This is a genomic window from Alistipes dispar (genome assembly GCF_006542685.1).
Taxonomy (GTDB): Bacteria; Bacteroidota; Bacteroidia; order Bacteroidales; family Rikenellaceae; genus Alistipes; species Alistipes dispar.
Genome location: NZ_AP019736.1, coordinates 82,523 through 95,416 on the forward strand (window position 1 = coordinate 82,523; position 12,894 = coordinate 95,416).

Consider the following 12,894-nt stretch of genomic DNA (forward strand, 5'->3'; position numbering starts at 1 on the left):
ACATTATGGTTTCTCACGCGTCCTCCGCAAGGGCCACAAGCCGCTCTTCCGGCAGCAGGAACTCCTCGTCCGTGAAGTAATAACAGATTTTCCGGTCCACGGTCTCCGCCTCGTCCGATATGGGAACGCCGTCTTTTCCGACCAGCGCGTCTTGCAGGCCCGTTACAGAGACCAGGGTTTTGTATTCCCCGTCCGTTCCACGGAACAGGGTCAGTTCCCGGGCGAAATATTCCTTGTCGTCCCACGTGACGATCTCAAACATTTCCGCCGTTTCCGGAAACAGGCGGCACAGGACCGGAAACAGTTTGCAGGCCTTGCTCCGGAGCATCAGGAAGACACATTCCATCAGGCACAGTCCGGTTTCTTTGAGCATGGGCAGCAATACGTCCGTGCCTGCTCCGTTCGCCTCTGCCACTATCAGGGCTTTCCAGTATCCTTCCTGGAATGAGTCCGTCCAGGGGATGAGTTCGGCGGCCCTGACGGAATAGGAAACCGCGATTTCTTCCGGGTTGTCCTCGTCCGTGGGGATCAGTTCTATTCTCGTGTCATCTTCGGCAGGCTCCTTTACCGGCAGGCAGACCTTCATTTTCCGGAACGTGTCCCCGTCCGCCCAGTTGACAAAACCGCCGAATCTTATAAAATCATATCTGCTCATTTGTCATTATTGTTTTCGTTGTTTACTTTACAGTTCTTCCGGCTCTCCATCGTTGATACTCCGGTAGAAACGGTCTCCGTCCGCCCATTTCCTGGCGGCGACAGCCAGCTCGAACGCCTCTTCTATGGAAAGGCCGTCGGCGGGAAGGGCGGCAAGGAGTTCTCCCATGCATACGTCGTTTCCATGATATTCGGCCTTTATACGGTCAAGCGTGACCTTGTTACCGGTTTGTTGCATTTCATTTTCCATCTTTTCTTTGTTTTATTGTTCATCTTTCCAAATGCAGGCATTATAAGAGCAGCCTTCGCCATCCGTATATACGCCATGTTTCACGACGGCTTCTGAAAAATCACTGACTTGCTCGTTGTAAAGCCGGATGACGGTTTTCTTCCCGAGGCTTTTTACATAATCCTCTGCGTAGCGTCCGAACTCTCCGGTGGCAGGATTGTAGAAATCGTACCTTGCACTTCCATAGACAAGGCAGCTGTTGATCATCTCCCTGCATGCAAGTTCCTTTTCCTGCCGGCGTTGCCTTGCATTTTTGGGTTCCCAAAAACCGGGAAGCGCTCTTTTGGCTGTTTCAATCTGTTTTCCTGTCATGTTCAAAAAAGTTCTGTTTTCCAAAATCCGTAATCGGACCCGTCGCCGGGATGAGCACCGAAATAGTGCCCCTCCGGGGAGTGGCTGTCGAGCGTGTCGAACAGCGATTCCAGCAGTCCGGCCGCCTCGTCGCTGTTCCACCATTCAGCATCCTTGTCCTCTTTGGCATGGGCGGGGACGGCATCCATCACCTGCACGTACTCCGGCGTGTCACGGACAACATCCATGAATGCCGGAATCAGGTCCTGCGTGCGCATCGTGCCGTGGGAGATGCTCTCTCCCGGTACGGCATGGATGCGGTTTTGTGTCCTCTCGTCTATGAACATGGCGTTTAGATAAAGGGCAGACGGGTATCTTCCAGCATGGAGGCCAGCGTTTGACACATCTCGTATGAAGCACGGTTGCGGTCGTCAATGCAGCGTGGATCACGCCCTGCCATAGCGGTAATGGAAGCCTTCACCGTCCTGAAAAAGGTTTGTTCCAGTGTCTTGTGGAAATAAGGAAGCGCCTGGGCGAAACGTTCGGGCTTGAAGCCGAAATCGTTCATGGCGTATTCCAATTGCTTGGCCGCCTTGTACTCGCGGCTGTTCTCCAGGCTTTCCGGAATATCGCCGAACTGTGCGGCCCGGAGCTGGCGTTCCAGTTCGATGACCGCCACCGAAAGCAACAGCTTGATGGCTTCCGGGTTGCCGATACCGTGTTTCTGCCCGTCAGCGGTATGGAACTCGATCAGGTTTACACTGCCATTCTCTTGTAATTCTTCGTAGCGCGCGAGGGTTTCGCTGAGCGCTTTTGCTTTCTCTTTATCCATAATTTTATCTGATTTGATTGTTATTGCACACAAGTACGTCCCCGACGATGAAGTCTTTCGACGCCGGGTGATGAGCACGGAATATCCTGCTCGCTTCAAGATTGAGGGACAGGGGGATAAGTTTGCCTTCCTCGTTGACGACCATTGTCGTGTTCCCGTCCAGTTCCACCAGTTCGATGTAACCGCCGACAATCGCCTGCATCTCCTTCAGCGTGAAGTCTGAACCGTTGGCAGGCTGCACGGGTTGGCGTGTTCCGTCCGTTTTGATGATTTCTGTCATTGTCGTTCAGGATTATGTTCTTTGCAGAGTTCGATATGATATTTTCTTTCGGCAAGGAGCCGTTTGTATTTTTCCGGGCTTTCCTCCTTACGCACCGTCGTAGGATTCCCACAGGCAAAGTGTTCCACCATCACGCAGCCGCAGGAGTGTGTGATCTTGATGGAAGTACTGAGGTTTTCTATCTTTGCGCCCTCCTTGGGCACGGCATCACTTTCGATGATGCGCAATTTGTCGAGTGTATCCATGATTATTCTCCCTGCTTTTCCCTGTGCCACGCGTGATACCGCTTCACGGTACGCAGCTGGTTAATGATATGGCTGAAAAGCTCGCGTGAATAGATGCGGTAATGGAACACGGCCGAATACTCGCATACATTGCCGTGAAAGTCCACGTGGGAGCGGTCATCCGCGAAGTCGAACAACTCGCCCTGGATTTCCAGCGTGTATTTGTTTTGCTGCAGCCAGTCGAAAAACTCGAAAATGTCCTTCTTTTGGGAGTAGAAAGTGCAGTATTCGTAGCGGTTTCCGCGCAGGTTCCGCAGCAATGCCGCCATCTCGTCCCGTTCCCGGCGGTCGTCAAATTCGGATCCCGTCCGCGTGGCGAGGTTCTTCAAAAAATACATTTTACCCCCATACCTGAAATGGTACGGTATGTAAGTGACCGTTTTTTTGTACCAACTGACATATTTGACAAAGGACGCTTCCTTGACGATGGCGGGACGGCGGTCCGCCTTCTCCATATGTTCCCGTATCTGACGGGAGATTCCCGCATTGGAAAGGCGTATGGAGCGTTCAGCTTGGAAGAACCGCCCCCGCGAGCGGAAGCAGAACGGATACAGGTCGCCGTAATAAGGTTCCCCGACAAAGAACCAGCCGCTTCCCATGCGTGCCGGCGGCAGGCATTCGAAAAGCTCATAGTAGCGTTCTTCCGTGATTTCCTGGAAAGGCCGGCTGAGTGCCAGGGTATAACGTTTCGCAAGCAGGGATATGCGTCCCGGTGACACGGCGACCAAGTGTGGGTTCTTCTCCCTTTCGCGCAGTTCTTCCAGTGTCTCGCCGCCGTAATCGCTGTGCCGGTCATCCGACATTGACGTGAAGCATGCCCCGTCGAAATAGCGTGAATCGATGATGTATCTCATGGGCACTGGATTAAATGGTTATCTTCAACACCTGACCGGCGGCATATTCGGCATTGCGGGTGAGCTGGCGCTGCCATGCCTGGTTGCGTGGCGCCCACTTGAAAGCGTTACGCTTCAAGGTCGTACGCATATCGGTATCGGGTATTTTGTCGAAGAGGATTTGCAGGCGGTCTTCTTCGAAGTTGTAGACCACCTTGCCGCCATCGAACGGAATCTCACGATTTTCACGGCTTGCCCGTTCCTGCTGCTTTTCCCGCACCTTGCGGACGAGTTCGGGATACTTGAAGATTGAATGGCGTGCCGTGACGACAGGTTTCTTGACTTTGTCGTTCCACTCTCGCAGACGAGCGACGGCACGGTCGATGATTTCCACGTTGCCATGGTTGACATAGGTGGAGAGTCGCCCGGCGAGGTTGCTGACGAAGAGAGCCTGGCTATAGCCTCGTGCCGTACCCGTATCGATACCGTGAATGGTCGAGGCGGCATCGTCGATAAAGGCTTTGACCTTCTGCCACTCCTCCTCGAGACGCTGTTCTTCGGGCTTGGCCGCTTCGGTAGCCTTGCGAATCGCTTCGAGTGCACGTTCTCGCCATTCCCGGAACGCCGTGACGCTCTTGGCGTGGCTGTTGCAGGCCTTTTCGTTGCGGCCCGTGTTGAAGCGTGCAGGTCCCGTAATCATCGCGCTGGCACAACGGCTGTTGGCGGCGATCATGGCAGAAAAATAGCGTTTGTAGTTTTCCATGTAACGTTCCCGCTGCCCCTCGGGCATCGACTGCAAATCCCCGTGCAGTTCCTTTTCGTGCGAGGCGATGTCTGACTCACCCCGCTCGTCGGGTGAGAAGGAGGTGAGGTTGTAGGAGCTGCACGCCTGCTTGAAATATTCTTCCAGATAGCCCGGGTGCGCCACTTCCACAACTTCCCAGTCCTTGAAGTCCGCTGGGGCGAGGATTTCTTCCCTGCCCGGATTCCCTACAAGATGGGAATAGCTGCAATACCCGTGTCTCTTTCCCCTGAAAAGAAACGCTACCGGTTCGCTTTCCGGGGCATCCACACGCCGCACCATGGTCACACGATGGGCATTTTCCTTTGTCAATAATGTTGTTTCCATACCTTTCTTCTTGATTTCGTTATTTGATTGTTTCCGATTTTTATTGTTGCTTCATCCGGGCGGCATGGTCCATTACAGAGGCGAACCCCACCTCGATACCTATCTGGTATCCGCCCTTGATGGTCGATTCCAGCTCCGCCTCGCTTTCGATCAGGGATTCCGAATCATCGGCATAAAGCCTGTACAGGGAGAATACGTCTGCCTCCCATAGCTTCCGGGCATTTTCCGCCGATACAAGCAGCCACACGAAACCGTCCTCACGGGTTACCTTGACGGCGGCTTCGCTATGGCTCAGAGTCCGCCACTCCTTGATGTCCAGTGCCACCCTCCACACGATATACATCAGCGCATCGTGGCGGCTTTTAATATCAGGGGAATCGCACAGGCGGCTGGCCACATCTTTGAGTGTCCGGAAAGAGTCCGCCATGAACTGCTCCACGACATACGGCTTTTCGGCAATGGCGGAACAGGCATCGTCCGCCCTGCCTGATTCCGGCACGGCCTGAATATCCTCCTCTTCAAGGAAGATTTCACGGTGCAGGTAGTCCAAGTAGTAATATGATTTCATTCCGCTTATTCTTTGGGGGTGAAAGTGATTCTCGTGTGCCCGTCATAACCGAAGGACGGTTTCAGGCCGAAGGCTTCGGCATCACTGCTGATGCAGCAGATGTCCCAAATCTCCAACCCTCCGGCGCAGGTTATGACGGTATTGTTTTCAGATATTTGCGGCGACTTGTCTTTCAATGCAGCCCCGCCGCAGATACCGCGTAGAATAACACCACGCTGATGGGTGGTGAGTCCTTTCGTTTCCATAGACCTAATCTTTTGCTTTTACACCGAACATGTTCTCCATTGTACTGGCGAGGGCTTCCTTGAAACCGTCGCTTACGCCCCAGTATTCAAGTAACCCGTTGCCGATGATCTGCATCTGTTCGTCGGTGGGCATATCGCCGTCATACCCGTATTCCTTGAGCAGGGCACGGCTGATGATGACACCTTTTACCTCGTTGATTTTATGTTTCTCTTCCATAGCCGTCAATACATTTTTACCCGCAGACCAGATATCTGCTTTCTCGTTATTTCTGTCATTTTCTTTATCCGTTTATAAAAGCATAGGGGCATTCCGCCCCCATAGTTGTTATTAATTCATATTATTTTGCATGAATTTTTCCGGAACACCTATCCGGCATAGATGTACTTGAGCTTGGGCACTCCGTTCTGGAGCACGGTGAAGGCGTTTTCTTCCACCTGCACGTCCTTTGCCTTTGGCCACCATAACCACGAGAGTTTCCCGTCGGGTTTGAGGAATGCCACGGCATTGCCCTGCACTTTCCCGACCTCACGCACGCCGAGGTCTTTTCCGCCCTCGAACAGCCGGACACACCGCCACTTCGAGCCAAGCGTCATTTTCCGTTTCACGTCTGCTAATGTTCTCATACTCATTGCGTTTTTATTATTGCATATAAATTCTGCATTTCCGGTTGCACCGTCTCAGGCTGTCCGCCGAGAGCGGATAACTGCGGTTCAGATGGTCGGGAAACCCTTCTCGGAACATTAGCTCCGCCGTGGCGTACTCCTTGCACCATTTCCGCCGACGTCTCCCACGGGCAGGTCTCGTTTCCGGCATCCGCCTTTTCGGAGATTTCGGCACACGCCATTTCCCACCGACAAACACCGCTTCATATTCCCGTTGCAACACGCCGCTGCAATACGCCGCCACGCTGACAGCGGGCACACTTCCGAGCTGTCCCGTCGCGGCAAGGCTGTCAAGCGTATCGGTGGCAGCCTTGAAACTGGCAAAGCACCCGTAACCGCGGGTGCGCTTTGCGTCAAACACTTCTATCATATTTATTTGTTTTATTATTGGCACATCCGTTCTCCGCTTCCCCGCATAGGATAACAGCGGAAGCACGGCAGGCGGTTCCGCAGAACGCCAGACCGTGCTTAACCGTGTTATATACAAGGTAGGCACAACGCCTCACGGCGCAAGGAAGTCATATCGGAGGGAATTTTAGAAAAGTGCGGGCATTTCAGGGTGCAATCCTGACACAGTGTATATCAATGCCCGAAAAAGCGCGCACGCCCCGCAGTTTCCGCAGCACGTGTGCGCGTCATGTTACTCGCCATCGTCCCCACTGTCAATTCCGGCGGTGATGTTGCATATCTCCTGCAATGCCGATTCTATCTGCACAAGGTCGTCGATGTCGAACTTCACGGCATCGCAGTCCTTCTCCCACACTTGGCGGGCTATGAAGACGGCATCATGCAGCAACCGCTCGGACTCTTCCAGAGCGGTTTTCAGGTCGTCCACGGTGTACTCCCCGTCCTGCGGCGGAGGTACAGTCCCGGCACCGTTTTTTGCCGGGAAATTCTTTTCACTTATCACGTTACAGTTGCTTTCGCCCGAAATGAAAAGCGCGTATCCGTGGCATACGCCACAAGAACACGCACTTACGACGGCAGATACGAAAAGGGCAGGCAGTCCCACACGTTCAGCGGGCTGCCTGCCGTCCTTTTGCCTTTTTCGGGCAGGTTTCAGTTACTCCGTTGCCCTTATGCCGCCTTTTTGCTTTCGTCGGCAACCGTTCCGGCAGGTTGTTCCGCCACCTTTTCAGCCTTGCCGGTCTTGGTCGTTTTCTCGGCAGGCTTTTCAAGGTTGGCGAGGTTCGGGGCGAAATTCATGGCATTGCGGATAGCCTTTGCAGCGGCATGGATTGTCTTTTGGAAATCACGGTTTGACTTCTCGAGGTCTACTTTGGTCGGCACAAGACCGATACGCGCCCAAACGCTGTCGGTAAGGTCGTACTTCTTGATACGGTTTCCCGACTTCTCGCAGATGATGATTTCCGCAGGGGTTGTGGCACGGAATTTCGAGCGTATGCCGTCGGCATCGGCACGCAGTTTCTTTTCCTCCGCAATGGTGTGCCACATAGTTGCGACCATGTTTTTAATCACACGGAAAATCTCGTTGTCCGACTTGTCGGCAGGCTCAAAGTCCGCACCGAAAAAGTGCTGTGCCGTCTGCACGAGTTCACCGTCCTTGTTGGTAGAGTTGTAAACCAACATGATACCTGCAAACGAACCGATGTTTGCATACTGTTCCTTGTTCAATTTAGAAGTTGCCATAATGATAAAATTTTAGAAACACTGCGCAAAATCACGCATTGCGGGCACTCGGGGAGTCGAACCCCGAACTCTGCACCATAGCGCAAAGTGTGGCATTTCCTGCCACGCGCCCAAAAATTTGCCGTGCATTTCACCCTGCACGGCAAAATTTTTCGTAACTTTGTCGCACTAAAAACGTACCCCATAGCAGGCTATCCAAATGAGCGTATTTTCGGCATATCGTGTATCGGCTTACTCACGTTTCATTCGTGTCGTGGCTCTGCGCTGCTTTACTCCAATTTCGGCAAGACGCTTCTCTGGCACGTCCCGGATCTTTCCCAATCCGGCAGCTAACTGTAAGGTGAGGCATTTAAGCGTTACCACCGAGCTGGGTATTGGGTATAGCATTGGCATATACATTTACCAGCGTCCTCTATGCGGATAGTTTTTACCGCTATCGTGCATTTTATTCCGAGCGCACAAGGGCGCAATTATGGCATTATTTTTACACGTCCTTTTTCCATACAACTCTCGCACTCCCAAATTTGCGTGCTTTGTGTATGCGGTCTAAAAACACGTTTTTAGCCGTTCCAACTTGCTACATTGGTTTGTAGTCCTGCTCGGTGTGGTTATTTAACACCCTATTTAATCGCTCCAAAGCGAACAAGCGAATTTTTGATTTTCCAAGCCTCAAAAATAGGTTTCCCACAAAAAGGGCTTTTTGTTTCTCGCTCTCGGCGGTTTGGTTTGTCTGTTTCTTAAATCTGTTTTTTTACTATCTATTTTTTTATTCGTTTTTCTCCGTACTTGTTTGCCGTTTGTTTGGCTTTCGAGTACATGACTATTATAAAACCGTTTTTCAGAACTGCAAAACTTTTTGAGAAAAAAATTTTTGGAACGTTCCAAAAACAGCCTTTTTGCGAATATGGAACGCACGCGCGCGAAGAGGATTTATAAACAACTGAATATCAATCAAATAGAAAAATTGATTTTCTTTGAAAAAATTTTTTTCCTTTGCAAAAATCAAAAAAGCCCCGTTTCAATGTATGTATAAAATCAAAATCAGTTTTGTCTATTGATTATCAAATTATTAGCTGCTTAAAACGGATAAAATAGGACTGAAAAGATTTTTTTACTTTCAATTTGTAAGCAAAGATAATGTAAAAGACGTTTTTAGGCTTACTTTATACAAAAGTAAACCTAATAAATTATTGATATTCAATGGTGTAATAAAAATAAAAAGATTAGGGAGGGTGTACCCTCGGGTGCGGATTCGGTCTCTGTCCTCGGGCCGTTTTTTCAAGTCCGGTTTTCCAAAATGGCTCAAAATGCGGCTTTCGGATTGAAACTGTAAGCAGGTATCAAAAAATATACAGTAAAGTACTTGTATTTATCATGGTTGCTTAAGGTGCTGGTGTTCACCATGTCCCATATTTTTGAAATATTCTCATTTGTGGATGCCTGTCCTTTCAATTTTCACGGGTGTACAGACTTTCTGCACGATTTCCGGGTTCCGGCTTGAAGTTGTTTTTTAGATACGCTGAAAACGCATCAAAAAATATATAGAGACACGTCGGTATATTGACTGTTCTTAACCGGATTGGACGACGGAAAAGGAGGATGTGTATTCCTGTCATTCAGTATGTTCGGATATGCTTTTCACAATCGGACAATCTTGTAATGTTTTGTTCCTTAATCATATAGAATATACAGAACGAAGCTATCCACATGGATTCCGACTTATTTGTACGGTTTTTGTGACTTTATACAGGAAACCGTGGAAATGCAGAAGAAATGGGGTTCAGTCACCTGCCTTTTTGGTGAATTATACGTATATTTGCCGTATTGTATCCACTTATGTATGAAGTATGGCATTTTGCTGTTACAGGAAATATCTGGATAAAGAATCGAAAGAATGGAATCATATCATAAGAAGAAAATCGGGAGTATTCCGAAAGACAGCACGGGTGGGTCGTCCATTCGCAAGGGAATGGTCGTCTTCAACGGTGGGACATCGGAAACCGGACTTGTGGGAGATGTCACGGGTAATTGCGTGTCGGTTCCGGTAAGGATGACTGCGGGCAGAGAACTCGTTACCGATGACGCGGTCATGTTTCTGAATGATTGCCGGGAAGCGAGCGCAGAGCAAAAGATTGCCCTCCAACGCCTGCTGAACGAAGGCCATCTTGCATGGGACAAGCGCCGGGGTGTATGTTCGGAATCTCTCTATGCTCCCAAAGACGGACAGTTGGTAAAACTCAGTATCCTGGATGAGCATGTAATACTGGGGGCTTTCAAGGAAATCGACGCAAAAGGACGTGTTGTGCTGTATTGCCTGCTGGACGAAGACGGGAGCCTGCGCTATTCCCTGCATGAAACAGTCGGGTACGCGGTGAATCTCCAGATACTGCCTATCGGAACCAGTGGCCGTAGCAGGCTTTCCGATGCTCTACGCCAGAAAGGGCTTGCATGGAACGGACGGCTGAAGGAACTCGAACGGCTGGCAACACGTGTCAGACGCGGTGACAAGTACTATTACCTGAATGACATACTGGAAATCCGTGAATGCAGGGACAACAACAGGCCGGCGGACAGGAAACGGTTGGAATGCGGGAACTATTTCATGGAGCGGAGGGATGCCGAACTGGTACGTGACTGCGTGCGCTCTGTCGTAAGGCTGAACCGCGACAAGGATGCCAGACGGTAAGAGGGTGACGGTATAAGGTATTCGTTCTGTTTCTCTCTCTTGTATCTGGGGAGGAAGTGGTCCTTTAATCCTCATCTTATCCGTTTTCAACACTTTCCGATTCAAAAAAACAAAAAAACAGACGGCGTGCCGTCTGTCATGATTTGTTTCTTTTTTGGTATCTTTTTTCTTTGCGTCAAAGAAAAAAGTACATCTTTCTTCTTTCTTCTTGTATAATACTACTTATAGTATTGTTGCTACATTTGTAACACCCCTCCTGTCAGATACACGGTACATTTGTACCACATTGAGGGGAAAGATGTGGCGAATTTCGCGTCTTTCCACCCAAATTCCACTATCGGGAGCATGAATCGCAAGCCGATGTTGCCGCTTCGGAAAATTGCAGTCGCCTTTTGCAGGGCAGCATTGCAAGAACGAAAACGGTCTGATTTTCACGTGCAGGAAAATAACCGCAAAAAGAGATCCGATAAAACATCTATATATGAAAAATATCCCCTATATTTGCATGAAATTTACATATAACTGCGATATAATATGATTATTCAGTTCACAGTCGAAAATTTCCTTTCGTTCAAGGAGCCGGCGACCTTGTCTTTGGCTGCTTCCGCGCTGAAAGAAAAACAGACCCGGTCCGATGAGATTGTTTTTGAGCTTGAAGGTACGAACCTCTCTTTGCTGAAGAGTGCGGTCATCTACGGGGCCAATGCCAGCGGGAAATCGAATCTGGTCAAAGCACTCGATTTCTTCAAATGGTTTGTCATCAATTCCTCCAAAGGCGTGCAGTCCGGCGAAAGCATACGGGTGGAAAGTTTCCGTCTCAACCGGAGGACGGAACAGGAGCCCAGTTATTTTGAGGCGGTCTTTGCCGACGAAACGGTCCAATACCGCTATGGGTTCGAAGTCGATGAAAAACGTGTACACCGGGAGTGGCTTTATCAAAAGGGCAACAAGCGCAAGGCAAAGGAGGTGGAACTGTTCCTGCGTGACGGCGATGAGTATGAACTGCATCCCAAATTTTCGGTCGGCAAAGAGGTTGTCGCCAAAAAAATGGTGCGCGACAATGCGCTGCTTCTTTCCGTGGCAGCACAGTTCAACGAAAGCGTCTCGGTGGAAATCATGGGATGGTTGGCCAACACCACGATTGTTCTTGGCAGCAGCGACGAGCGGATTTGGGAAATGGCGATAGCCCAGATCGATGATCCGTCCATGAAAAGGCGTATTGTGGAGTTTGCCCGGTTTGCAGACTTCGGAATCGACGACATACGCAAGGTTGACAATACAGTCATCAGTTCACACCAGCAATATGACGAGGAGGGCAACGCCACGAAGACGGTCACTTTCCCGTTCCGCGTAAACGAGTCGGAGGGTACGATCAAATACTTCTCGCTGGCTTATCCTATAATCGACGCGTTGGATCATGGCAAAAGGCTGGTTGTCGACGAGTTCGACTCGAAAATGCACCCTCTGTTGACCAGTCGCATCATCGGGCTGTTCAATTCCAGAGTGACAAATCCCAGGAATGCACAGTTGATTTTCACGACACATGACACCAACCTGCTTAATGCAAGCCTGTTCCGCAGGGATCAGATCTGGTTTACACAGAAAGATTCGTTTGGAGCCTCGGAACTCTATTCGTTGGCGGAATACAAGGTTCGCAACAGTGCACCTTTCGAAAAGGAGTACCTGATGGGGAAATATGGCGGTATCCCTGTCATCGGCCAGTTTGAACGGTTATTTGACCTGAGGGAGGAAGAATATGGCAGCACGGACGAACAAGCGTGATCCACGCGCGGCACGGACACTCAGGCGTATCAGTTTTGTCCGTGAGGTCAAACAATCCTTCCTGATCATCTGCGAGGGGGTAAATACGGAACCGGATTATTTCAATGCATTTCGCCTGACTTCCGCCAATATTAAAGCGGTAGGCCAGGGACTCAATACGGTAGGTCTTGTCCAAAAGGCTTTACGGATGAAAGAAGAAGAGCGGAAGAAAGGACGCGAGTATGACCAGTGCTGGGTGGTATTTGACAAGGATGACTTTCCCGATCGGGATTTCAACCGGGCTATCGGTATGGCGGAAGCCGGTGGCATGAGGGTGGCATACAGCAACCAGGCTTTCGAGTATTGGTTCTTGCTGCACTATAACCTGGTACAAGGCCCGATGCACAGAAATCAATATGAAACAAAGCTATCCGGCTTGTTGGGCTTCTCCTACAACAAGGAAGCCGGTACAGGCGGTCGTGTTTTCAGGGAGCTGGGCGGTAAACAGGCTCAGGCCATCACGAACGCAAAAGCCGTATTGCGCCGAATGGAGGGAATACCGCCGGCACAGGCGGAATCTTCGACAACGGTGCATCTTCTTGTGGAAGAACTGAATAAGTATATTTAGCATATTCTGTCGTTTGCCCGGATAATATTGTACCCGGCTACCACCTCCTTCCGGTTTTATCGGATTTTATGTCGCAAAAACACAAAAACAGACGGCAAATC

20 protein-coding genes are annotated in these 12,894 nt (G+C 50.2%); 3 read left to right on the forward strand and 17 right to left on the reverse strand.

Annotation, left to right across the window (positions count from 1 at the left end):
- Nucleotides 1-13: 13 nt before the first annotated feature.
- The 17 genes from FME97_RS00495 to FME97_RS12480 form a co-directional block, all read right to left on the reverse strand.
- Nucleotides 14-655: a hypothetical protein gene (locus FME97_RS00495; protein WP_055205396.1), complete on the reverse strand. Its 642-nt coding sequence runs from the start codon at nucleotides 653-655 to the stop codon at nucleotides 14-16.
- Nucleotides 656-682: 27 nt separating this feature from the next.
- Entirely contained in the window at nucleotides 683-904 is a 222-nt protein-coding gene (locus tag FME97_RS00500) for a hypothetical protein (RefSeq protein WP_055205397.1), read from the reverse strand.
- 12 nt (nucleotides 905-916) lie between these two features.
- Nucleotides 917-1,255, reverse strand: coding sequence for a hypothetical protein (locus FME97_RS00505; RefSeq protein ID WP_055205398.1), 339 nt, complete (start codon nucleotides 1,253-1,255; stop codon nucleotides 917-919).
- A gap of 2 nt (nucleotides 1,256-1,257) precedes the next feature.
- Nucleotides 1,258-1,581, reverse strand: coding sequence for a hypothetical protein (locus tag FME97_RS00510; RefSeq protein WP_055205399.1), 324 nt, complete (start codon nucleotides 1,579-1,581; stop codon nucleotides 1,258-1,260).
- Nucleotides 1,582-1,586: 5 nt separating this feature from the next.
- Nucleotides 1,587-2,066 carry a hypothetical protein gene (locus FME97_RS00515; protein WP_055205400.1) on the reverse strand — a complete coding sequence of 160 codons (480 nt, stop codon included), beginning with the start codon at nucleotides 2,064-2,066 and terminating at the stop codon, nucleotides 1,587-1,589.
- A gap of 4 nt (nucleotides 2,067-2,070) precedes the next feature.
- Entirely contained in the window at nucleotides 2,071-2,346 is a 276-nt protein-coding gene (locus FME97_RS00520; RefSeq protein ID WP_055205401.1) for a DUF3846 domain-containing protein, read from the reverse strand.
- The gene (locus FME97_RS00525) at nucleotides 2,343-2,591 is read right to left on the reverse strand and encodes a hypothetical protein (protein ID WP_055205402.1); all 249 of its coding nucleotides are present in this window, start codon (nucleotides 2,589-2,591) and stop codon (nucleotides 2,343-2,345) included. Before FME97_RS00525 ends, FME97_RS00520 begins: the two co-directional genes overlap by 4 nt.
- 2 nt (nucleotides 2,592-2,593) lie before the next feature.
- On the reverse strand, nucleotides 2,594-3,484 hold the full coding sequence (locus tag FME97_RS00530) for a hypothetical protein (protein WP_055205403.1): 891 nt from the start codon (nucleotides 3,482-3,484) through the stop codon (nucleotides 2,594-2,596).
- 10 nt (nucleotides 3,485-3,494) lie between these two features.
- The gene (locus FME97_RS00535; protein ID WP_055205404.1) at nucleotides 3,495-4,592 is read right to left on the reverse strand and encodes a hypothetical protein; all 1,098 of its coding nucleotides are present in this window, start codon (nucleotides 4,590-4,592) and stop codon (nucleotides 3,495-3,497) included.
- 40 nt (nucleotides 4,593-4,632) lie between these two features.
- Nucleotides 4,633-5,142 (reverse strand): hypothetical protein, encoded by a 510-nt coding sequence (locus tag FME97_RS00540; RefSeq protein WP_232522902.1) that lies wholly within the window; start codon nucleotides 5,140-5,142, stop codon nucleotides 4,633-4,635.
- 23 nt (nucleotides 5,143-5,165) lie between these two features.
- Nucleotides 5,166-5,405, reverse strand: a complete 240-nt coding sequence (locus FME97_RS00545; protein WP_055205406.1) for a hypothetical protein — start codon at nucleotides 5,403-5,405, stop codon at nucleotides 5,166-5,168.
- 4 nt (nucleotides 5,406-5,409) lie between these two features.
- Entirely contained in the window at nucleotides 5,410-5,622 is a 213-nt protein-coding gene (locus tag FME97_RS00550; RefSeq protein ID WP_055205407.1) for a hypothetical protein, read from the reverse strand.
- 149 nt (nucleotides 5,623-5,771) lie between these two features.
- Nucleotides 5,772-6,029: a hypothetical protein gene (locus tag FME97_RS00555; RefSeq protein WP_055205408.1), complete on the reverse strand. Its 258-nt coding sequence runs from the start codon at nucleotides 6,027-6,029 to the stop codon at nucleotides 5,772-5,774.
- Nucleotides 6,030-6,045: 16 nt separating this feature from the next.
- A complete protein-coding gene (locus FME97_RS00560; protein WP_055205409.1) occupies nucleotides 6,046-6,438 on the reverse strand; it encodes a hypothetical protein in 393 nt (130 codons plus the stop codon).
- Between the two features lie 270 nt (nucleotides 6,439-6,708).
- Nucleotides 6,709-6,978 (reverse strand): hypothetical protein, encoded by a 270-nt coding sequence (locus FME97_RS00565; RefSeq protein WP_055205427.1) that lies wholly within the window; start codon nucleotides 6,976-6,978, stop codon nucleotides 6,709-6,711.
- Between the two features lie 167 nt (nucleotides 6,979-7,145).
- The gene (locus tag FME97_RS00570) at nucleotides 7,146-7,718 is read right to left on the reverse strand and encodes a hypothetical protein (protein ID WP_004303961.1); all 573 of its coding nucleotides are present in this window, start codon (nucleotides 7,716-7,718) and stop codon (nucleotides 7,146-7,148) included.
- 669 nt (nucleotides 7,719-8,387) lie between these two features.
- Nucleotides 8,388-8,603, reverse strand: coding sequence for a hypothetical protein (locus FME97_RS12480; RefSeq protein WP_232522903.1), 216 nt, complete (start codon nucleotides 8,601-8,603; stop codon nucleotides 8,388-8,390).
- Nucleotides 8,604-9,612: 1,009 nt separating this feature from the next.
- Here FME97_RS12480 and FME97_RS00585 point away from each other — a divergent pair.
- The 3 genes from FME97_RS00585 to FME97_RS00595 all read left to right on the forward strand — a co-directional run bounded on the left by FME97_RS00585 (nucleotide 9,613) and on the right by FME97_RS00595 (nucleotide 12,793).
- Entirely contained in the window at nucleotides 9,613-10,404 is a 792-nt protein-coding gene (locus FME97_RS00585) for a hypothetical protein (protein WP_004293621.1), read from the forward strand.
- A 534-nt stretch (nucleotides 10,405-10,938) separates the two neighbouring features.
- Entirely contained in the window at nucleotides 10,939-12,186 is a 1,248-nt protein-coding gene (locus tag FME97_RS00590) for an AAA family ATPase (RefSeq protein WP_004293619.1), read from the forward strand.
- A complete protein-coding gene (locus FME97_RS00595; RefSeq protein ID WP_004293618.1) occupies nucleotides 12,161-12,793 on the forward strand; it encodes an RloB family protein in 633 nt (210 codons plus the stop codon). The genes FME97_RS00590 and FME97_RS00595 overlap by 26 nt, the downstream gene beginning before the upstream one ends.
- Nucleotides 12,794-12,894: the final 101 nt, after the last annotated feature.

Bases quoted from the DNA above. Each gene is read 5' to 3' on its own strand.
- FME97_RS00495 (WP_055205396.1), bottom strand. From the start codon at position 655: ATGAGCAGATATGATTTTATAAGATTCGGCGGTTTTGTCAACTGGGCG.
- FME97_RS00500 (WP_055205397.1), bottom strand. From the start codon at position 904: ATGGAAAATGAAATGCAACAAACCGGTAACAAGGTCACGCTTGACCGT.
- FME97_RS00505 (WP_055205398.1), bottom strand. From the start codon at position 1,255: ATGACAGGAAAACAGATTGAAACAGCCAAAAGAGCGCTTCCCGGTTTT.
- FME97_RS00510 (WP_055205399.1), bottom strand. From the start codon at position 1,581: ATGTTCATAGACGAGAGGACACAAAACCGCATCCATGCCGTACCGGGA.
- FME97_RS00515 (WP_055205400.1), bottom strand. From the start codon at position 2,066: ATGGATAAAGAGAAAGCAAAAGCGCTCAGCGAAACCCTCGCGCGCTAC.
- FME97_RS00520 (WP_055205401.1), bottom strand. From the start codon at position 2,346: ATGACAGAAATCATCAAAACGGACGGAACACGCCAACCCGTGCAGCCT.
- FME97_RS00525 (WP_055205402.1), bottom strand. From the start codon at position 2,591: ATGGATACACTCGACAAATTGCGCATCATCGAAAGTGATGCCGTGCCC.
- FME97_RS00530 (WP_055205403.1), bottom strand. From the start codon at position 3,484: ATGAGATACATCATCGATTCACGCTATTTCGACGGGGCATGCTTCACG.
- FME97_RS00535 (WP_055205404.1), bottom strand. From the start codon at position 4,592: ATGGAAACAACATTATTGACAAAGGAAAATGCCCATCGTGTGACCATG.
- FME97_RS00545 (WP_055205406.1), bottom strand. From the start codon at position 5,405: ATGGAAACGAAAGGACTCACCACCCATCAGCGTGGTGTTATTCTACGC.
- FME97_RS00550 (WP_055205407.1), bottom strand. From the start codon at position 5,622: ATGGAAGAGAAACATAAAATCAACGAGGTAAAAGGTGTCATCATCAGC.
- FME97_RS00555 (WP_055205408.1), bottom strand. From the start codon at position 6,029: ATGAGAACATTAGCAGACGTGAAACGGAAAATGACGCTTGGCTCGAAG.
- FME97_RS00560 (WP_055205409.1), bottom strand. From the start codon at position 6,438: ATGATAGAAGTGTTTGACGCAAAGCGCACCCGCGGTTACGGGTGCTTT.
- FME97_RS00570 (WP_004303961.1), bottom strand. From the start codon at position 7,718: ATGGCAACTTCTAAATTGAACAAGGAACAGTATGCAAACATCGGTTCG.
- FME97_RS00585 (WP_004293621.1), top strand. From the start codon at position 9,613: ATGGAATCATATCATAAGAAGAAAATCGGGAGTATTCCGAAAGACAGC.
- FME97_RS00590 (WP_004293619.1), top strand. From the start codon at position 10,939: ATGATTATTCAGTTCACAGTCGAAAATTTCCTTTCGTTCAAGGAGCCG.
- FME97_RS00595 (WP_004293618.1), top strand. From the start codon at position 12,161: ATGGCAGCACGGACGAACAAGCGTGATCCACGCGCGGCACGGACACTC.